The organism is Streptomyces sp. CB02959, assembly GCF_002803155.1.
In the GTDB taxonomy this organism is placed as follows: domain Bacteria; phylum Actinomycetota; class Actinomycetes; order Streptomycetales; family Streptomycetaceae; genus Streptomyces.
Map to the genome: position 1 here is coordinate 236,837 of NZ_NNBP01000009.1, position 21,962 is coordinate 258,798.

Annotated in this window: 2 protein-coding genes; one reads left to right on the forward strand and one right to left on the reverse strand. The window is 74.1% G+C overall.

From position 1 onward, the window contains the following. Positions 1-103 precede the first annotated feature (103 nt). On the reverse strand, positions 104-20,458 hold the full coding sequence (locus CG747_RS17120) for a type I polyketide synthase (protein WP_257980477.1): 20,355 nt from the start codon (positions 20,456-20,458) through the stop codon (positions 104-106). A gap of 255 nt (positions 20,459-20,713) precedes the next feature. Here CG747_RS17120 and CG747_RS17130 point away from each other — a divergent pair, with 255 nt between their 5' ends. Beyond that, positions 20,714-21,904 (forward strand): cytochrome P450, encoded by a 1,191-nt coding sequence (locus CG747_RS17130; RefSeq protein ID WP_100602592.1) that lies wholly within the window; start codon positions 20,714-20,716, stop codon positions 21,902-21,904. Positions 21,905-21,962: the final 58 nt, after the last annotated feature.

A 21,962-nucleotide genomic window follows, 5' to 3' on the forward strand; every position in this document is an offset into this window, starting at 1 on the left:
GTCCCCGAGGGAACGTGGTGACGCGGGGCCCAGGTCCGCCCGCGGACCTGGATGCCGGGGCGGCGGGCGGTGGTCCCGCCACCGCCCGCCGCCCCGACGATTTCTAGGACAGGCCGATCTCGTTGTCGAGGAGGTCGAAGACCTCTTCGTCGGAGGCGGATTCGAAGTCGAAGTCCGCATCGGATCGGGGGGCCTGCTGCCCGGTTGCCGTGGAGGCGTCCCGCAGGGCGTCCCACTTCGCCCGGAGGACCTCCAGGCGACCGGCCACCTGCTCGTGGACCTCCTCCGTGACGGCGAGCCCGCCGAAGGCCCTCTCCAGCCGTTCGAGCTCGCCCAGGAGTGCCTCCGGGCCGGAGGCCGCCTCGGGGGCGATCCGGGCGTGGAGGTGGTCGACCAGCTCCGCCGGCGTCGGGTAGTCGAAGAGCAGGGTCGCCGGCAGGCGGATCCCGGTGAGGGCACCCAGCCGGTTGCGGAGTTCGACCGCGGTGAGGGAGTCGAAGCCGAGGTCCAGGAAGGCACGGTCCTCGTCGATCTCCGCGGCTCCGGTGTGTCCGAGGACCACCGCCACCTGGCCGCGCACGGCGTCCAGGACGACCTCGCGGCCCTCCGCCGTCGACCGGCCGGTCAGGCGCCGGGCGAAGGCCGCCGCCGCGTCACCGTCCGCGGTGGCCGCCGCCCGGCGCCCCGGGACCCGGATCAACCCGCGGAGCAGGGACGGAACCTCGCCCTGCCGACGCAGTGCCGCCAGGTCCAGACGGACCGGAAGCGCGGCGGGCCGGTCGGCGGCCAGCGCGGCGTCGAAGAGGGCCAGGCCCTCCTCGACGGACAGCGGCGGCATGCCCGAACGGGCCATGCGCTGCACGTCGGCCTCGGACAGCGTGCCCGTCATGCCGCTGTCCTGCGACCACGGGCCCCACCCGAGCGAGGTGGCCGGCAGCCCTCGTTCCCTGCGGTGCTGTGCCAGGGCGTCCAAGAAGGCGTTGCCCGCCGCGTAGTTCGCCTGACCCGCACTGCCGAACGTGCCGGCGACCGACGAGAAGACGACGAACGCGTCCAGTGCCAGGTCCTTGGTGGCCTCGTGCAGATGCCAGGCGGCATCCACCTTGGGCCGCAGGACCGCCGCCAACCGCTCGGCCGTCAACGACCCCACCACACCGTCGTCGAGAACACCCGCCGTGTGCACCACCGCACCGATCCGATGCCCGGAAACCAACTCCCCGACAGCACCCCGATCCGTCACATCACACGCCACGACCGAAACCTCGGCACCACACCGACCCAGCTCCGCCACCAACTCCTCAACACCCTCGGCATCCGGACCCCGCCGACTCACCAACAACAGACTCCGCACACCATGCTCAGCAACCAAGTGCCGCGCCACCACACGCCCCAGACCACCGGTACCACCAGTGATCAACACCGTGCCGGAGTTCCAGGCGGTGGCGGGTTCCGGAGCGTCCGGGCGTTCGGTCCGGGCCACCCGCGGGGCGAGGACCTGGTCGGCGCGCACCAGCAACTGCGGTTCGTCCGAGGCCAACGCCCGCGGCAGGAACGCCACTTCGGCCTCCTCCGCCACGTCCACCAGGCCGAAGCGGCCCGGGTTCTCCGCCTGCGCCGAGCGCACCAGGCCCCACACCGCCGCACCCGCGAGGTCCGCTCCGGACACCGCGCCACGGGTGACGAACACCAGCCGTGCGTCGGCGAACCGCTCGTCGGCCAACCACGACTGCACCCTCGCCAGAGCCCAGGCGGCCGCGGCGTGGACGGACTCCACCATCCCGGCGGGCGCGACCGCCGACGGGGCGAACACGATGTCGGGGACACCGGCCTCCGCCAGGTCGTCGAGGTCCGCATGGGGCTGGAGCGCCAGTTCGTCGAGGATGCCGTGGGCGTCCTTGCCGAGCACGGCCAGCGAGTCGGCCGGCTCGTCCGCGAGGTGGATGCCGGTCCAGTCGACCTGGAAGAGCGCGTCACGGTCGCCGGTCTGCAACTGCCCGGTGCTGATCGGGCGCGCGATCAGGGACCGGACCGAGGCCACCGGCGCGCCGGTCGGGTCGGCGAGGGCGATCTGCGTGCCGTCGCCGGTGGAGCGGAGCCGGACCCGCACCCGGGAGGCGCCGGACGCGTGCAGGGAGACACCGCTCCAGGAGAAGGGGACACCGGCCTCGGCCGCTCCCCCGCCGCCCAGGAGCCCCGCGTGCAGGGCGGCGTCGAAGAGCGCGGGGTGCAGCGCGTAGGCGGCGCCGTCGGTCCCTTCGGGGAGCTGGACCTCGGCGTAGACGTCCGCGTCGAGCTTCCAGGCCGCCCGCAGGCCCCGGAACACCGGGCCGTACGCGAACCCGGCGTCCGCGAAGTCCTCGTAGCAGTCCGCCACGTCGAGCGGCTCGGCGCCCTGCGGGGGCCAGGCCGCCGCCTCGAACGCCACCACCGCATCGGTGGCCGGGGCCACCGCACCGCTGGCGTGCAGCGTCCAGGGGCCCTCGCCCTCGCGGGCGTGGACGGACACCGGTCGGCGTCCCTCGTCCTCGGGCTCGCCCATCCACACCTGCACCTGCACCGCGGACCCCGACGCGGGCAGCACCAGCGGCGCGGCCAGCGTCAGTTCCTCCAGCGCAGCGCAGCCGACCTCGTCGGCCGCCCGCAGCACCAGCTCCACCAGCGCCGTTCCCGGCACCAGTACCGATCCCAGCACCACGTGGTCGGCCAGCCACGGTTGCGCGGACGTCGACAGTCGTCCGGTGAACAACCGGCCGCCGGAGTTGGCGAGTTCGACCGCGGCACCCAGGAGCGGATGCCCGGTCGAGCCCAGTCCCGCGGACCGCACGTCACCCGCCCGAGCCGCCCCTCCCGCCGGCCAGAACCGCTCGTGCTGGAACGCGTACGTCGGCAGGTCCACCCACCGCGCACCCGAACCGGCGAGGACGGCGGACCAGTCGACCGGCACGCCGTGGGCGTGCAGCCGCGCAACCGCCGTGAGCGGTGCCGTCGCCTCGAGCCGGTCCTTGCGCAGCGCGGGAACGAGAGCCGATCCGTCCGCGGCGGACTCCGCTGCGAGCGCGGAGAGGGCACCGTCGGGGCCCAGCTCCAGGAAGCGCGTCACGCCCTGGGCCGCCAGCGCGGCGACCCCGTCGGCGAACCGTACGGCCGCGCGGACGTGGTTGACCCAGTACTCCGCGGAGCACAGCTCTTCCGCGGTGGCGGGCTCGCCGGTCACGTTGGAGATGACGGGCAGGCGCGGCGCGTCGTACGTCATGCCGCCGGCGACGGTGCGGAACTCGTCGAGCATCGGTTCCATCAGCGGCGAGTGGAAGGCGTGCGAGACCCGCAGCCTGCTGGTCTTGCGGCCCTTCCCCTCGAAGTGCGCGGACACGGCCAGCACCTCGTCCTCCGCACCGGAGACCACGACCGACGACGGACCGTTGACCGCCGCGATCGACACCGTCTCCGACACGTGCGACAGCGCCTCTTCCTCCGTCGCCTGGATCGCCACCATGGCTCCGCCGGACGGCAGTTGCTGCATGAGCCGACCGCGGGCCGCCACCAGCGCGCAGGCGTCGGAGAGGGAGAAGACGCCGGCGACGTGCGCGGCGGCGATCTCCCCGACGGAGTGCCCCAGGAGGTGGTCCGGGCGGACGCCCCACGACTCCACCAGCCGGTACAGCGCCACCTCGATCGCGAACAGTGCCGCCTGGGCGTACCCCGTCTGGTTCAGCAGCTCCGCGTCCTCGCCCCAGACGACCTCGCGCAGCGGGCGGTCCAGGTGCGCGTCCAGGGCGGTGCACACCGCGTCGAACGCCGCCGCGAACACCGGCTGGGTGCGGTGCAACTCCCGTCCCATGCCGAGGCGTTGCGAGCCCTGGCCGGAGAAGAGGAAGGCGAGCCTGCCCGACCGGGCGCGGTCGTGCGCCACGACGGCCGGCTCCGTGCGGCCGTCGGCCAGGGCCGACAGCGAGCGCAGCAGGTCCTCCCGGTCCGCGGCCAGGATCACCGCACGGTGGGAGAACGCCGCACGGCCGGTCGCCAGCGCGTGGGCGACGTCGGTGACCCGGGTCCTGGGGTCGGCGTCGGCCAGACGGGCCAGCAGTCGGGCCGCCTGGGCCCGCAGCGCCGGCTCGCTCCGGCCCGACAGCAGCACCGGCACCGACGCGGCGGCATCGGCCGCCCCGTCCTCGGTGCCGTCCGGTGCGGCCTCGTCCGTGACCGGCTCGGGCTGCTCCAGGATGACGTGCGCGTTCGTGCCGCTGATCCCGAAGGACGAGACGCCGACGCGGCGCGGGCCGTCGCCCTGCGGCCACTCGGTCGCGGCGGTCAGCAGGGCCACAGCACCGGAGTCCCAGTCCACGTGGGACGACGGGGCATCGGCGTGCAGCGTCCGCGGCAGTACGCCGTGCCGCATCGCCTGCACCATCTTGATGACGCCCGCGACGCCGGCCGCGGCCTGGGCGTGACCGATGTTCGACTTGATCGAACCCAACCACAACGGCCGGTCCACCGACCTGTCCTGCCCATAGGTGGCCAACAGCGCCTGCGCCTCGATCGGGTCACCCAACGTCGTGCCCGTACCATGCGCCTCCACCGCATCCACGTCCGCGGCCGACAACCCCGCACTGGCCAACGCCTGCCGGATCACCCGCTGCTGCGACGGACCGTTCGGCGCCGTCAGACCATTCGACGCACCGTCCTGGTTCACCGCGGAACCCCGCACGGTCGCCAGGATGCGGTGTCCGTTGCGGCGCGCGTCGGACAGGCGCTCCAGCACCAGGATGCCGACGCCCTCGCCCCAACCGACGCCGTCCGCGCCGTCGGAGAACGCCTTGCAGCGCCCGTCCTCGGCGAGACCGCCCTGGCGGGAGAACTCCACGAACGTCGACGGCGTCGACATCACCGTCACGCCGCCCGCGAGCGCCAGCGAGCATTCGCCCTGCCGCAGCGACTGGGCCGCCAGGTGCAGCGCCACCAGCGACGACGAGCACGCCGTGTCCACCGTGATGGCGGGGCCCTCGAAACCGAAGGTGTAGGACACTCGGCCCGAGGCGACACTGCCCGCGCTGCCGCTGCCCTGGTAGCCCTCGAACTCGCGCCCGGACAGCAGCGTGGAGTAGTCGTGGTACATCACGCCGGCGAAGACACCGGTCCGGCTGCCCCGCAGGGTCGCCGGGTCCATGCCGGCCCGCTCCAGCGCCTCCCAGGTCGTCTCCAGCAGCAGCCGCTGCTGGGCGTCGGTGGTCAGGGCCTCGCGGGGGCTCATCCCGAAGAACTCCGGGTCGAACTGCGCCGCGTCCTTGAGGAACCCACCGGAGCGGGTGTCGATGGCGCCCTCGGCGTCGGGGTCGTGGGTGTCCTCGATCTCCCAGCCGCGGTCGGTGGGGAAGTCGGACACCGCGTCCACGCCCTCGGACACCAGGCACCACAGGTCCTCCGGCGAGGTGACGCCGCCCGGGAACCGGCAGCTCATGCCGACGATCACCACGGGGTCGTCCGTCAGGGACGGGAGGGCGGACACCGCGAGCGGCGCCGCGGTGTCCGCGCCGAACAGCTCGCCCAGGAGGTGGTCCGCCAGGGCGTCGGCCGTCGGGTAGTCGAACACGGCTGTCGCCGGGAGCCGCAGACCGGTGGCCCTGGCCAGTACGTTGCGCAGTTCGATGGCGGTCAGCGAGTCGAAACCGAGGTCCTGGAAGGCCCGGTCCGGGGCGACCGTCTCCGGGCCCGCGTGCCCCAGGACCGCCGCGATCTGGGCTCGTACGACGTCGAGCAGCGCCGCGCGCCGCTCCGCCGTGGACAGCCCGGTCAGCCGCGGTGCGAGGCCGGCTGCCGCGACGGCGCCGGACCGGCGGGTCCGCGTGCGGATCAGGCCGCGCAGCAACGGCAGCGGCTCACCCTGTGCGCGGAGCGCCGCGAGGTCCAGGCGGACGGGCAGTGGCGCCGGCTCACCGGTGCCGAGCGCGGCGTCGAAGAGGGCCAGGCCCTCCTCGGTCGACAGCGGCGGCATGCCCTGACGGGCCAGGCGCCGGAGGTCGACGTCGGTGAGGGCGCCGGTCATCCCGCTGTCCTGGGTCCACGCCCCCCACGCCAGCGACGCGGCGGGCAGTCCCTGTGCGCGACGGTGGCGCGCCAACGCGTCCAAGAAGGCGTTCGCCGCCGCGTAGTTGCCCTGGCCGGGGCTGCCGACCGTGCCGGCCACGGACGAGAACACCACGAAGGCGTGCAGGTCGCGGTCCTTGGTCGCCTCGTGCAGGTGCCAGGCCGCATCGACCTTCGGCCGCAACACCCCCGCCAGGCGCTCCGGAGTCAACGACTCCACCACGCCGTCGTCGAGGACGCCGGCCGTGTGCACCACGGCCGTCGGCTCATGCCGGCTGATCAGGTCGGCCACCGCCGCCGCGTCCGAGACGTCGCACGCCTCGACCACCGCCTCCGCGCCGGCCCGCGCCAGTTCGGCTACGAGCTCGGGTGCGCCCTCGGCAGTCTGGCCGCGCCGGCTGACCAGCAGCAGGCTCCGCACTCCGTGGGCGGCCACCAGATGCCGCGCCACAGCACTGCCCAGGCCCCCGGTACCGCCGGTGACGAGGATCGTTCCGTCGGTGTCCCAGCGCTCCGCGTGCTCCGAGTGGGCACGGGCCAGCCGCGGTGCCAGCACCTCGGTGCCGCGCACCAGCAGTTCCCCTTCGTCGGTCGCGAGGGCCTGCGCCAGCACGCTCCGGTCGGCGTCGTCGTCGAGGTCCACCAGGCCGAAGCGCTGCGGGTTCTCCGACTGCGCCGAGCGGACCAGGCCGTGCACGGCGGCGGCCGCGAGGTCCGCGCCGGACACCGCGCCCCGGGTCACGAACACCAGGCGCGAGGACGCGAACCGCTCCTCCGCCAACCACGCCTGCACGGTTTCCAGCGCCCAGGCGGCGGTGCGGTGCACGGACTCCACCACGCCCGCGGCGTCGGCGGGGGGTGCGACGAGGACCGTCGCCGGCACGGTCGGGCCGGTCAGGTCCGCGAGGGTCCGCAACGGCTCGCCCTGCGGTCCGGTGCCCGGTTCGATGCGTTCACCCGTGAGCGGGACGGGGACCCAGTCGACCGTGAAGAGGCTGTCCCGGTCGGCGGCCTGTACCTGCGCGGCCGAGAGCGGACGCGCCACCAGGGAGTCCACGGAGGCGACCGGGGCACCGGAGGTGTCCGCGAGCACCACGGACATGCCGTTCGCGGTGGTGCGGATCCGGACGCGGAGGTGGGAGGCCCCGGAAGCGTGCAGGGCGACTCCGCTCCACGAGAACGGGACGCCGGTCACCTCCCCGTCGCCGGCTGCCGCCGCGTGCAGGGCGGCGTCGAAGAGCGCGGGGTGCAGGCCGTAGGTGCCGCCGTCCGTACCCTCCGGGAGGCTCACCTCGGCGTAGACGTCCGCACCGAGCTTCCAGGCGGCCCGCAGGCCCCGGAACACCGGGCCGTACGTGAGCCCCGCGTCGGCGAGCGCGTCGTAGCAGTCCGCCGCGTCCACCGGCTGGGCGCCCGGCGGGGGCCAGGCCGCGACGTCGAAGGCGACTGCTCGGGCCCCCGAGGTCACGGCACCGCTGGCGTGCAGGGTCCAGGGACCCTCGGTCTCCCGGGCGTGCACCGACGCCGAGCGGCGGCCCGACTCATCCGGTTCGCCCAGCCACACCTGCACCTGCACTCCGCCGCCCGAGGCGGGCAGCACCAGCGGGGCGGCCAGCGTCAGCTCCTCCAGCAGGTCGCAGCCGACCTCGTCGGCCGCCCGGAGCACCAGCTCCACCAGCGCCGTTCCGGGCACCACGACCGAGCCGAGGACCACGTGGTCCGCCAGCCACGGATGGGCGGACGACGAGAGCCGTCCGGTGAACAACAGTCCCCCGGAACCGGCCAGTTCGACCGCGGCGCCGAGCAGCGGGTGCGCCGGGGAGTCCAGGCCCGCGAACCGCACGTCGCCGGAGCGCGCCACCCGACCCGACGGCCAGAACCGCTCGTGCTGGAACGCATACGTCGGCAGGTCCACCCACCGCGCACCCGTACCGGCGTACAGCGCCGCCCAGTCGACGCCGGCGCCGTGGACGTGCAGGTGCGCCAGGGCACCGAGCAGCGCCGTCTCCTCGGGCCGGTCCTTGCGCAGGACGGGAGCGAGCACCACGTCGTCCGTCAGTGACTCCTCGGCCAACGCCGACAGCACACCGTCCGGACCGAGTTCGAGAAAGCGCGTCACGCCTTCCTGGTGCAGCGCCGCCACCCCGTCCGCGAAACGCACCGCCTCGCGCACGTGCCGGACCCAGTAGTCGGCCTGGCGGAGCTGTTCGGGCTCGGCCGGGCGACCGGTCAGGTTCGAGACGATGGGGAGCGTCGGCGCGCCGAAGGACAGCCGCGCCACCACGGCGCGGAACTCGTCGAGCATCGGTTCCATGAGCGGCGAGTGGAAGGCGTGCGAGACCCGCAGCCGGGTCGTCTTGCGGCCCTCCCCCTCGAAGTGCGCGGCCACGGCGAGGACGTCGTCCTCCGCGCCGGAGACCACGACCGACGACGGACCGTTGACCGCCGCGATCGAGACGTCCTGGGTCAGGTGCGGAAGGACCTCCTCTTCCGTCGCCCTGATCGCCACCATCGCCCCGCCCGTGGGCAGTTGCTGCATCAGCCGACCCCGGGCCGCCACCAGCGCGCACGCGTCCGGAAGGGAGAAGACCCCCGCCACGTGCGCCGCGGCGACCTCGCCGATCGAATGGCCGGCCACGAAGTCGGCGCGCACGCCCCACGCCTCCGTCAACCGGTACAGCGCCACCTCCAGTGCGAACAACCCGGCCTGGGCGTAGGCGGTCTGGTTCAGCAGGTCCGCGTCCTCGCCCCACACGACGTCCCGCAGGGGACGGTCCAGGTGCTCGTCCAAGGCGGCGCACACCGCGTCGAACGCCGCCGCGAAGACCGGCTGACTGTCGTACAACTCCCGTCCCATGCCGAGGCGTTGGGACCCCTGGCCGGAGAACAGGAAGGCCGTCCTGCCCGCGCCGGAGGTGCCCTCCACCAGGCCGGCGTCGGCCTCGCCGACCGCGAGGGCGGACAGGGCGAGCACCAGCGCCTCGCGGTCCTGGCCCCACACCACCGCGCGGTGGGGGAAGCTCGCCCGTGCGGTCACCAGGGAGTGGCCGGTGTCCCGCGCGGAGCGCGCGTCGCGGCCGGCGACGTGGGACAGCAGACGGGCCGCCTGGCCGCGCAGTGCGGCCTCGCTCCTGCCGGAGAGCACCCACGCCAGCGCGCCGGGCTCCTCCTCGGCGACGTCCGGAGCGGCGTCGTCCGCGATCGGCTCGGGCTGCTCCAGGATGACGTGCGCGTTCGTGCCGCTGACACCGAAGGAGGAGACGCCCGCGCGACGCGGGCCCTCGCCCTGCGGCCACTCGACCGCGGAGGCCAGCAGTTCCACCGCACCGGCGCTCCAGTCCACGTGGGACGACGGGGCATCGACGTGCAGCGTCCTCGGCAGCACACCGTGCCGCATCGCCAGCACCATCTTGATGACGCCCGCCACGCCCGCCGCGGCCTGGGCGTGACCGATGTTCGACTTGATCGAACCCAACCACAACGGCCGGTCCACCGACCTGTCCTGCCCGTAAGTCGCCAACAGCGCCTGCGCCTCGATCGGGTCACCCAACGTCGTGCCCGTACCGTGCGCCTCCACCGCATCCACATCCGCGGCCGACAACCCCGCACTGGCCAACGCCTGCCGGATCACCCGCTGCTGCGACGGACCGTTCGGCGCCGTCAGACCATTCGACGCACCGTCCTGGTTCACCGCGGAACCCCGCAGCACGGCCAGCACCCGGTGCCCGTTGCGGCGCGCGTCCGACAGGCGCTCCAGCACGAGCATGCCCACGCCCTCGCCCCAACCGACGCCGTCCGCGCCGTCGCCGAACGACTTGCACCGTCCGTCCGCCGCCAGGCCGCGCTGCCGCGAGAACTCCACGAACATCGTCGGGGTGGAGAGCACCGTCACGCCGCCGGCCAGGGCCAGCGAGCACTCGCCCGAACGCAGCGCCTGCGCCGCGAGGTGCATCGCCACCAGCGACGACGAGCACGCCGTGTCGACCGTCACCGCCGGACCCTCGAAACCGAAGGTGTAGGACACCCGGCCCGAAGCGACGCTGGCCGCGCTGCCGTTGCTGCGGTAGCCCTCGAACTGGTCGGCGACCAGGAGCTGTTCGTAGTCGCCGTACATCACGCCGGCGAAGACGCCGGTCCGGCTGCCGCGCAGCGACGTCGGGTCGATGCCCGCCCGCTCGATGGCCTCCCAGGTGGTCTCCAGCAGCAACCGCTGCTGCGAGTCCGTCGCCAGCGCTTCCCTGGGGCTCATCCCGAAGAACCCGGGGTCGAACTCCGGTGCCTCGTGGAGGAAGCCGCCGGAGTGGCTGTACGAGGTGCCGATGGCCTCGGGGTCGGGGTTGTAGAGGGACTCCACGTCCCAGCCGCGGTCCGTCGGGAAGTCGGACACCGCGTCCGTGCCCTCGGACACCAGGCGCCACAGGTCCTCCGGGGAGGCGACGCCGCCCGGGTAGCGGCAGCTCATGCCGACGATCACGACCGGGTCGTCGGCCGCTGCCAGCGGGTTCGGACCCACGAGCACCGGCGCGTCCTGGTCGTGGGCGCCGAACAGCTCGTCCAGGAGGAAGTCGACGAGCACGCCCGCCGAGGGGTAGTCGAACACAGCGGTGGACGAAAGGCGCATGCCGGTGGCCGCGTTGAGCCGGTTGCGCAGCTCGACGGCGGTCAGCGAGTCGAAGCCGAGGTCCTGGAAGGCACGGTCCGGGTCGACCGTCTCCGGGCCCGCGTGGCCCAGGACGACCGCGACCTGGGCGCGCACGAGGTCCAGCAGGGCCTCGCGCCGTTCCACCGTGCCCAGCGCGGACAGGCGCTCCACGAGGCCGGCGACCGCGGCGGAGCCGGCCACCGTCGAGCGGCGGACCCGGGTCCTGACCAGGCCGCGCAGCACCGCCGGTACGTCGTCCTGCTTCCGCAGTGCGGCCAGGTCGAGGCGGACGGTCAGGACGAGCGCGTCGTCGGCGGCCAGCGCGGCGTCGAAGAGCGCGGCGCCCTCCGCGGGGCTGAGTGCGGGCATGCCCGCACGGGCGATCCGCTGGAGGTCGGCGTCCGTCAGCGTGCCGGTCATGCCGCCGTCCTGCGACCACGGGCCCCACGCCAGGGACGTGGCGGGCAGTCCGGCCGCGCGGCGGTGGTGCGCCAGGGCGTCCAAGAAGGTGTTGCCCGCCGCGTAGTTGGCCTGTCCGGCGCCGCCCCAGAGGCCGGAGACGGACGAGAAGAGGACGAACGCGGCGAGGTCCAAGTCCTTGGTGGCCTCGTGCAGATGCCAGGCGGCATCCACCTTGGGCCGCAGGACCGCCGCCAACCGCTCGGCCGTCAACGACCCCACCACACCGTCGTCGAGAACACCCGCCGTGTGCACCACCGCACCGATCCGATGCCCGGAAACCAACTCCCCGACAGCACCCCGATCCGTCACATCACACGCCACGACCGAAACCTCGGCACCACACCGACCCAGCTCCGCCACCAACTCCTCAACACCCTCGGCATCCGGACCCCGCCGACTCACCAACAACAGACTCCGCACACCATGCTCAGCAACCAAGTGCCGCGCCACCACACGCCCCAGACCACCGGTACCACCAGTGATCAACACCGTGCCGGCGGCGTCCCAGGGGGCGCCGACCCGGGCCCGCGTCACCGGCGCCCGTTCCAGCCGCGCCGCCAGCACCGCGCCGTCGCGCAGCAGGAGCTGCGGCTCGTCCGCGGCCAGGGCCCGCGGCAGCACCGCGGGGTCCGCGTCGGGACCGAGGTCCACCAGGCCGAACCGGCCCGGGTGCTCCGACTGCGCCGACCGCACCAGGCCCCACACGGTGGCCCCGGTGAGGTCCGTGCCGTCCACCGCGCCGCGCGTGGCGAACACCAGCCGCGAAGTGGCGAACCGCTCGTCCGCCAGCCAGGACTGGACCAGCGCCAGCGTGTGGGTGGCGGTGGCGTGCGCCGCCTCCACCACGTCGTCGGGGGCGGCCGTCACCGGCACCACCACCGCGCCCGGCACCTGACCGGCCTCGGCCAGCGCCGCCAGGTCCGGGTAGCTGTCGAACGGTGCGCCGGGCAGGGAGCCGAGCAGGGCCACGGACTCCGCGGCCCCGGCCGGGGGAAGCCGGACCGGGTTCCACTGGAGGCGGAACAGCGCGTCACGCCCGATCCGGTCCGCGGCGCCCGCCAACTGCTCGGTTGCGGGCGCCCGCAGGTCGAGGGTGCCGATGGAGGCGACCGGCTCGCCGGAGGTGTCGGCGACCTCGACGGACAGCGTGTCGCCGCCATGCTGGACGATCCGGGCGCGCACGGCCGCGGCGCCGGAGGCGTGGAGCGAGACGCCCTCCCACGAGAAGGGCAGCACGCCCCGGTCCAGGCCGTCGAGGGCCCAGGCGTGCAGGGTCGCGTCCAGGAGCGCCGGGTGCAGACCGTACGCGGACGCGTCGCCCTCGGCGACGTCGGGCAGGGCGACGTCGGCGAACACCTCGTCGCCGCGGCGCCATGCGGCGCGCAGGCCCTGGAAGTGCGGTCCGTAGTCGTATCCGCTGGCGGCCAGTTGCGGGTAGAGGCCGGTCAGGTCGACGGGTTCGGCGCCGGCCGGCGGCCAGGACTCGGCCTGGAAGTCGTAGCCGGCGTGGGCCGCCCGCTCGCCGGGCGTCAGCACGCCGCTCGCGTGCTGGGTCCACGGCCGGTCGCCGTCGCCTTCCGGACGGGAACGGATGGTGACCGGCCGGCCGCCGGCCTCGTCGGCGGGGCCGACGTGCAGTTGCAGCTGCACGCCGCCGTGCTCGGGCAGCACCAGCGGGGCGGCCAGGGTGAGTTCCTCGATCCGGTCGCAGCCCGCCTCGTCGGCGGCCCGGACGGCGAGTTCGACGAAGGCCGTTCCCGGCAGCAGCACCGAGCCGTTCACCGCGTGGTCGGCCAGCCATGGGTGCGACTGGAGCGACAGGCGTGAGGTGAACAGCAGGCCGGCGCCGTCGGACAGTTCCACGGCGGCGCTCAGCAGCGGGTGCCCGGCCGCGTCGAGGCCGGCCGCGCCGAGGTCGCCGGTGGCGGTGCGGTCGGGGACGGGCCAGTAGCGCCGGTGCTGGAAGGCGTACGTCGGCAGGTCGACGGCGTGCGCGTCGGTGCCGGCGAAGAGCGCGGCCCAGTCGACCGCGGTGCCCTGCGCGTGGAGCTGGGACAGGGCCGCGAGCAGCGTCGGCTCCTCGGGGCGGTCCTTGCGCAGCGCGGGGACGACCGTGGTCTCGTCCGGCAGCGACTCGCGGGCCATGGCCGCGAGGGTGCCGTCGGGGCCCAGCTCCAAGAAGCGCGTCACGCCCGCCTCGTGGAGGGCGCGGATGCCGTCCGCGAACCGTACGGCCTCGCGGACGTGGGTGACCCAGTAGTCGGGGGTGCGCAGGTCGTCCGGGGTGGCCGGGGCGCCGGTCACGTTGGAGACGACGGTCAGGTGCGGCTCGTCGTACGTCAGGTTCTCCGCAACGGCGCGGAAGTCGGCGAGCATCGGGTCCATCAGCGGCGAGTGGAACGCGTGCGAGACCCGCAGCAGGCTGGTCTTGCGGCCCTCGCCGGCGAAGTGCGCGCGGACCGCCTCGACGGCGTCCTCGGCCCCGGAGACGACCACGGACGACGGGCCGTTGACGGCCGCGATCGCGACGTCGTCGGTGAGCCGCGGGCGGACCTCGTCCTCGGTGGCCCGGATCGCCGCCATGGTGCCGCCGGCCGGCAGCGCCTGCATCAGCCGTCCGCGGGCCGCCACCAGGGCGCAGGCGTCGGCCAGTGAGAACACGCCGGCCACGTGGGCCGCGGCGATCTCCCCGACCGAGTGTCCGGCGACGTACTCCGGCCGCACTCCCCAGGACTCCACCAGGCGGAACAGCGCGACCTCGACGGCGAACAGTGCGGCCTGGGCGTGGCCGGTCTGGTTCAGCGGTTCCGGGTCCTCGCCCCACACCACGTCGCGCAGCGGGCGGTCCAGGTGCGCGTCGAGGCCGGCGCACACCGCGTCGAACGCCTCCGCGAACACCGGGTGGGTGTCGTACAACTCCCTTCCCATGCCGAGGCGTTGCGCTCCCTGGCCGGAGAAGAGGACGGCGTCCTTGCCGTCGTGCGCGGTGCCCGTGGTCAGTGCGCCGTCGGCGTCGCCCTCGGCGAGGGCGGCCAGGGCGCGCACCGCGGTCTCGTGGCTGTCGGCCGCGACGGCGGCGCGGTGGCCGAAGGCCGTCCGGCCGGCCAGCGTGAACGCGAGGTCCGCGAGCCGCGCTTCGGGCGCGCGGTCGAGGTGGGCCAGCAACCGGGCCGCCTGGTCCCGTACCGCACGGTCGGACTTGCCGGACAGCAGCAGGGGGACCGGCGTCGCGGGGGCGACCGACGGCGCCTCGTCCTCGGTCGGTTCGGCCTGCTCCAGGATCACGTGCGCGTTGGTGCCGCTGACGCCGAACGCGGAGACGCCGGCGCGCCACGGGCGGTCCGTCTCGGGCCACGGCAGCGGCTCGGTGAGCAGCTCGACGGCGCCCGCGGTCCAATCGACGTGCGGGGTGGGCGCGTCGACGTTCAGGGTGCGGGGCAGCACGCCGTGGCGCAGGGCCAGGACCATCTTCATGACGCCGGCCACGCCCGCGGCGGCCTGGGTGTGTCCGATGTTGGACTTCAGGGTCCCCAGCAGCAGCGGACGGTCCTGCGGCCGGTCCTGCCCGTACGTGGCGAGCAGTGCCTGGGCCTCGATGGGGTCGCCGAGCCGCGTGCCCGTGCCGTGCGCCTCGACGGCGTCGACGTCCGACGCTGTCACGCCCGCGTTGGCGAGTGCCTGGCGGATGACGCGCTGCTGGGACGGGCCGTTGGGCGCGCTCAGTCCGTTGGACGCGCCGTCCTGGTTGACCGCCGAGCCGCGGACGACGGCGAGCACCTGGTGCCCGTTGCGCCGGGCGTCCGAGAGCCGCTCCACGAGCAGCAGTCCGACGCCCTCGGCCCATCCGGTGCCGTCGGCCGCCGCCGCGAACGGCTTGCAGCGGCCGTCCTCGGACAGGCCGCGCTGCCGTGAGAACTCCACGAACGTCTCCGGCGTCGCCATGACCGTCACGCCGCCGGCGAGCGCCAGCGAGCACTCGCCCGACCGCAGCGACTGCACCGCCATGTGCAGGGCCACCAGCGACGACGAGCACGCCGTGTCGACGGTGACCGCCGGGCCTTCGAATCCGTAGGTGTACGACACCCGGCCGGAGACCACGCTCATCGAGTTGCCGGTGAGCGAGTGGCCGGTGACGTCCTCCCGGCCGGAGTTCAGCACCGAGCGGTAGTCCTGGGTGTTGGTGCCCACGAAGACGCCGGTGCTGCTGCCCCGCAGGGTCTCCGGGTCGAGGCCGGCCCGTTCGAGGACCTCCCAGGACGCCTCCAGCAGCAGCCGCTGCTGCGGGTCCATGGCGAGGGCCTCGCGCGGCGAGATGCCGAAGAACTCGGCGTCGAAGTCGGCCGCCTCGTAGAGGAAGCCGCCCCCGCGGGCGTAGCTCGTACCGGGGTGCTCGGGGTCGGGGTGGTAGAGCCGGTCGAGGTTCCAGCCCCGGTTGTCGGGGAGGACGGAGATGGCGTCCCGGCCCTCGGCCAGCAGCTCCCAGAGGTCTTCGGGCGACTTCACGCCGCCGGGGAACCGGCCGGCCATGCTGACGATCGCCACCGGCTCGTCGAGGGCGGCGACGGTCCGTTCCACGACGGCCGTGGTCTGTTCCGTGCCCAGGATCTCGGCGAGCAGGTACGCGGTGACCGCGCTGGGCGTGGGGTGGTCGAACAGCAAGGTGGTGGGCAGGGCGAGGCCGGTCACCGTGGCCAGGCGGTTGCGCAGTTCGACCGACATCAGCGAGTCGAAGCCCACGTCGCGGAAGGCCCGCCGCGCCTCGATGCCGTCCGCCGAGTCCAGTCCGAGGGTCTTCGCGGCCTCCTCCTGGACCGTCTGCAACACCACCCGTTCCCGCTCGTCGGCGGAGAGCGCGCCGAGCCGGCCGCCGAGCGCGGAGGAGTCCGCGCGCGCGGACTCGGGCGCGGCGGCCAGGACGCGGCGCGCCTCGGGCAGGTCGGCGAGGAGCGGACTGGGGCGGACCGCGGTCAGGGCGGGGGCGTACGCCGTCCAGTCCACGTCGGCCACGGTCACGTTCGTCAGCCCCTGGGCCAGTGCCTGGCGGAGGGCGGCGAGCGCGGAGGCCGGGGCCATGGGGATCAGTCCGTCGCGGCTCACCCGGTCGGCGACGTTGCTCTGCGTCGCCATGCCGCGGTCCGCCCAGGCGCCCCAGGCCGTCGCGGTGGCCGGCAGTCCCTGTGCGCGCCGGTGCTCGGCGAGCGCGTCGAGGAAGGTGTTGGCGGCACTGTAGTTGGCCTGCCCGGCGTTGCCCAGCGATCCGGCGATCGAGGAGAACAGCACGAACAGTTCCAGGTCGAGGTCCCGGGTGAGTTCGTGGAGGTTCAGGGCGGCGGTGGCCTTGGGGCGCAGCACGGCCTCGAAGCGTTCGAGGGTCAGCGCGTCCAGCATGCCGGCGTCCATGACGCCGGCGGCGTGCACGACGCCGGTGAGGGGCGTCTCGGCGGGGATGTCCGCGAGGACGGCGGCCAGGGCGTCGCGGTCGGCGGCGTCGCAGGCGACGATGGTGACCGGGGTTCCCCGGTCGGTGAGTTCGGCCGCGAGTTCCGGTGCGCCGGGAGCCTCCAGGCCGCGCCGGCTGGTGAGCACCAGGTGCTCCGCCCCGGCGTCGGCGAACCAGCGCGCCAGTTCGGCGCCGAGCGCACCGGTGCCACCGGTGATCAGCACCGTGCCGTGAGCGGTCCACCCGGCGCCGGTGTCGCCGCCGGGGGCGATCCGGGCCAGGCGGCGGGCGAAGGTCCCGGCGGCGCGGATCGCGACCTGGTCCTCCGCCCCGGCGAGCACGTCGAGGAGGCCGGAGACGGCCCGGGCGTCCGGGGTTTCGGGGAGGTCGACGAGTCCGCCCCAGATCCGCGGGTACTCCAGCGCGGCCACCCGGCCGAAGCCCCAGTGCTGCGCCTGGAGCGGGTTGGTGAGCGCGTCCCGGTCGTCGACGGCGACGGCGCCGCGGGTCGCGCACCACAGCGGGACCGGCTTGCCGGAGCCCTCCACGGCGCGCAGCAGGGCGGTGGTGGCGGCCAGGCCGCGCGGTACGGAGGTCAGGTCGGGGTGCGGGCGCTCGTCCAGGGCCAGCAGCGACAGCACGCCGTCGATCGGGCCGTCGGGCCAGGCGAGGGGCTCGGACGGGTCCTCGGTGCCGGAGAGCACCAGCACCTCGGTGTGCAGGCCCTGAGCGCGCAGCGCGTCGAGGAGCCGGGCGGTCCACGGGTCGTCGGTGACGCTGTCGGGCAGCGCGACGAGCCAGTTCCCGGTGGCGGTGAAGCCGGTGCGGGCGGTGACCGGGGTCCAGCCCGCCCGGTAGCTCCAGCCGTCCGCCACCGCTTGGGTCCTGCGCTGCCTGCGCCATGCCGAGAGCGTGGGCAGGAGGCTGCCGAGCGAGTCGACCGTGCTGCCGTCGATGGCCAGGACGGCCGAGAGTCCTTCCAGGTCCTCGCGTTCGACGGCTTCCCAGAATCCGGCCTCGCCGGCCTCGGTGGCGTCGGCGGCGGCATCGGGGCCGCCGGTGGCCTCGTCGGCGGCGTCCAGCCAGAACCAGCGGCGCTGGAAGGCGTAGGTCGGCAGCTCGACGCGGTGGGCGTCGAGCGGGCCGAGCAGGGCGGTCCAGTCGACGGGGACGCCGTGCGCGGACAGGGCGGCGACGCCCTCGGAGAGGGACTGGGCCTCGGGGTGGCCGCTGCGCAGGAGGGACAGCAGGAGCGGCCGTTCGAGGGTGGTCAGGGAGTCCTGGACCATCGTGGTGAGCACGCTGGTGGGGGCGAGTTCGACGAACGAGGTGACGCCCTCGGCCTCCAGGGTGCGCACGGTGTTGCAGAAGCGGACGCCCTCCCTGATCTCCCGGACCCAGTAGTCGGGGGTGCGCAGGTCGTCGTCGACGGCGAGCTCCCCGGTGACCGTGGAGACGACGGGGATGCGCGGGGCGTGGTACTCCAGGGTCGCGGCGACGCTCCGGAAGTCCTCCAGGATGCTGTCCATGCGCGGGCAGTGGCCGGCGACGCTCACCTTGATCCGCTTGACCCGGCGCCCCTGGCCCTCCCAGTGGGCGGCGACGTCGGCGACGACGTCCTCGTCGCCGGCGATGACCTGGGCCTGCGGTCCGTTGACCGCGGCGATGGTGGCGCGGTCCTCCTTGCCGGCGAGGGAGGCCCAGATCTCCTCCTCGGTCGCCTGCACGGCCACCATGGCGCCGCCCGGGGGCAGCGTCGCCATGAGGGCGCCACGGGCCGCGACGAGCTTCGCGGCGTCCTGGAGGGAGAGGATGCCGGAGACGTGGGCGGCGGTGAGCTCGCCGACGGAGTGGCCGGCGACGAACTGCGGGGTGACGCCCCAGGATTCGACGAGCCGGAACAGCGCGGTGGCGAAGGCGAAGAGCGCGGGCTGGGTGTAGTCGGTGCGGTCGAGCAGGGCGGCCTCCTCCGTGCCCTTCTCGGCGAAGACGATGTCGCGCAGCGGCCGTTCGAGGTACGGGTCGCACGCGGCGCAGACCGCGTCGAAGGCCGCGGCGAACACCGGGTATGCGGCGTGCAGTTCGCGTCCCATGCCCGCCCGCTGGGGGCCCTGGCCGGTGAACAGGAACGCGGCCGGCGCCTGGGCCGCGACACCGGTCACCAGCCCCGCCGCGGTGCGGCCCTCGGCGAGGGCGTCCAGGCCGCGGAGGAAGGCGTCCCGGTCGCCCGCGACGACGGCGGCGCGGTGCTCCATGAGGGACCGGGTGGTGACCAGGGAGTGGGCGACGTCGGCCGGTTCCAGGGCGGCACGGGCGCGGACGTGGCGGCCGAGTTGCGCCGCCTGGGCCCGCAGGGCCTCGCCGGTCCGCGCGGACAGGATCCAGGGCAGCACGCCAGGCCGGGCGGCCGGCGCGGGAGCCGGCTCGGAAGCGGCCTCGGGCTCGGGCTCGGGCGCCTGTTCCAGCACGACGTGGGCGTTGGTGCCGCTGATGCCGAAGGAGGAGACGGCGGCGCGACGCGGGCGGTCCAGCGTCGGCCAGGGCTCGGGCTCGGCGAGGAGCTTGGCGTTGCCCTCGCTCCAGTCCGCGTGCGGGGTGGGCGCGTCCATGTGCAGGGTCTGCGGCAGCACGCCGTGCTGCATCGCCAGGACCATCTTGATGACGCCGGCGATGCCCGCGGCCGACTGGGTGTGCCCGATGTTGGACTTCATGGAGCCGATCAACACGGGCCGGTCCGCCGGGCGTTGCTGTCCGTAGGTGGCGAGCAGGGCCTGCGCCTCGATGGGGTCGCCGAGCCGGGTGCCGGTCCCGTGGGCCTCCACGGCGTCGACGTCGGCGGAGCCGAGCCCGGAGTCGGCCAGTGCCTGGCGGATGACGCGCTGCTGGGACGGGCCGTTGGGGGCGGTGAGTCCGTTGGAGGCACCGTCCTGGTTGACGGCCGAGCCCCTCAGCACCGCGAGCACGGGGTGGCCGTTGCGCACCGCGTCGGAGAGCCGCTCGGCGACCAGCAGGCCGACGCCCTCGCCCCAGGCCGTGCCGTCGGCGGCCGCGGCGAACGGCTTGCAGCGGCTGTTGGCGGCCAGGCCGCGCTGACGGGCCAGGTCCACGAACATCTGCGGGGTCGACATGATCGTCGCGCCGCCGACCAGGGCCAGGTTGCACTCGTCCCGCCGCAGCGACTGCGCCGCCAGGTGCAGCGCCACCAGCGACGAGGAGCACGCGGTGTCCACGGTCAGGGCGGGGCCTTCGAGACCGAGGACGTAGGAGATCCGGCCGGAGGCGACGCTGATGAGGTTGCCGGTCAGCAGATGCCCGCCAGTCTCCTCCGTCCGCTGGCTGCTGTCCGCGTCGTAGCCGGCGTGGTTGGTGCCGACGAACACGCCGGTGTGGCTGCCCGCGAGGGACTGCGGGGCGATGCCGGCGCTCTCCACGGCCTCCCACGCGGTCTCCAGCAGCAGCCGCTGCTGCGGGTCCATGGCGAGCGCCTCGCGCGGCGAGATCCCGAAGAATCCGGGGTCGAACTCGCCCGCGTCGTAGAGGAATCCACCCTCGTGGGCGTACGTGGTGTCCTGGCGCTCCGGATCGGGGTCGTGGAGCCCGTCGAGGTCCCAGCCGCGGTTCCCGGGGAAGGCGCCCATCGCGTCGACTCCGCCGTGGAGCAGTTCCCACAGCTCCTGCGGCGACCGCACGCCGCCGGGGAAGCGGCAGGCCATCGACACGATCGCGATGGGTTCGCGCTGCTTCTGCTCCGTCTCGTCCAATTGCTGGCGAGTCTCTTGGAGGTCCGCGATCGCGCGCTTGAGGTACTCGCGAAGCTTCGCCTCGTTCGACATCAGAATGCCAACCCCTCATGGAATGCCGGTTCTGGGGCACAGAGCGACGACACTCACGTCTGACCCACTGTTCCCGGTCATCCTCAACCGAGGCGTACTGCGGGTTTCCGTAGTCTCGCCGGCACGACGGCAGATCCACGCCACGGCGGCCAAATAGCGCTAAGAGATTCCGGGTTGCCTGGCCACTAGCGTCGCGCTTTCGCGCGTACACGCACCGTGCGCGGAGCTCCACCGCACTTGTGAAAGGGATCCTTCATGACCTCCCCCCACCGTGATCTGCCGTCCCTCGACCTCGAAACGCCCGCCCTACTGCGCGTCAGCCCGCTCCTGCGGGACCTCCAGGAACGGGGGCCGGTCTGCCTGGTGCGCACCCCCGCCGGGGACGAGGGCTGGCTGGTGACCCGCCACTCCATGCTCAAGCAGCTGCTGAACGACGAACGCATCGGCCATTCGCATCCGGACCCGGCGAACGCGGCACAGTACGTGCGCAACCCGTTCCTGGACCTGATGATCGCCGACACCGACGCCGAGACCGCCCGTCGCACGCACACCGAGTCCCGCCGGCTCCTGGCCCCGATGTTCTCCGCCCGGCGGGTGCGCGAGATGGAGCCGCGGGTAGCGGCGGTCGTGGACGCCGTGCTGGACGACTTCACCGCCCAGGAGCCGCCCGGCGACCTGCACGGCGGCGTCTCCGTGCCGGTGGCGAGGACGGTGCTCTGCGACATCATCGGCGTGCCGCCGCAGAACCGCGAACACCTCACGGCGCTGCTGTCCCAGACGGCCGTGCTCGGGGACCGCGAGGGGGTGCAGCGCACGCAGCGCGACCTGTACGCCTTCGTCGGGGGGTTGGTCGAGCACAAGCGGGCCGAACCGGGCCAGGACATCATCACCCGCCTGGCCGAGGGCGGACTGTCCGACGAGCGCGTGACGCACCTGTCCGTGGGCCTGCTGTTCGCCGGGCTGGACAGCGTCGTGACCATCATGGACCACGGCGTGGTGCTGCTGGCGACCCACCCCGAGCAGCGGGCGGCGGCGCTGGCAGACCCGGACGTGATGACGCACGCCGTCGAGGAAGTGCTGCGGGCCGCGAAGGCCGGCGGGTCGATCCTGCCGCGCTACGCCACGGAGGACCTGACGGTCGGCGGAGAGACGATCCGGGCCGGGGACCTGGTCCTGTTCGACTTCAGCCTCCCCAACTTCGACGAGCGGGCCTTCGACGAGCCGGAGCGGTTCGACGTCACCCGGAGTCCCAACCAGCATCTGACCTTCGCGCACGGGATGTGGCACTGCATCGGCGCGCCCCTGGCGCGGATCGAGCTGAACACGGTCTTCACCCAGTTGTTCACGCGCCTGCCCGACCTGCGACTGGCGCTGCCGGCAGGCGAACTGGCGGAGAACGAAGGCCGGTTGTCCGGCGGGCTCAGTGAGCTGCCGGTGACCTGGTAGTCGGCGCGACGCAACGGCGGGCGGCCCGGTGGGCCGCCCGCCGTTGCCGTGTCACGGC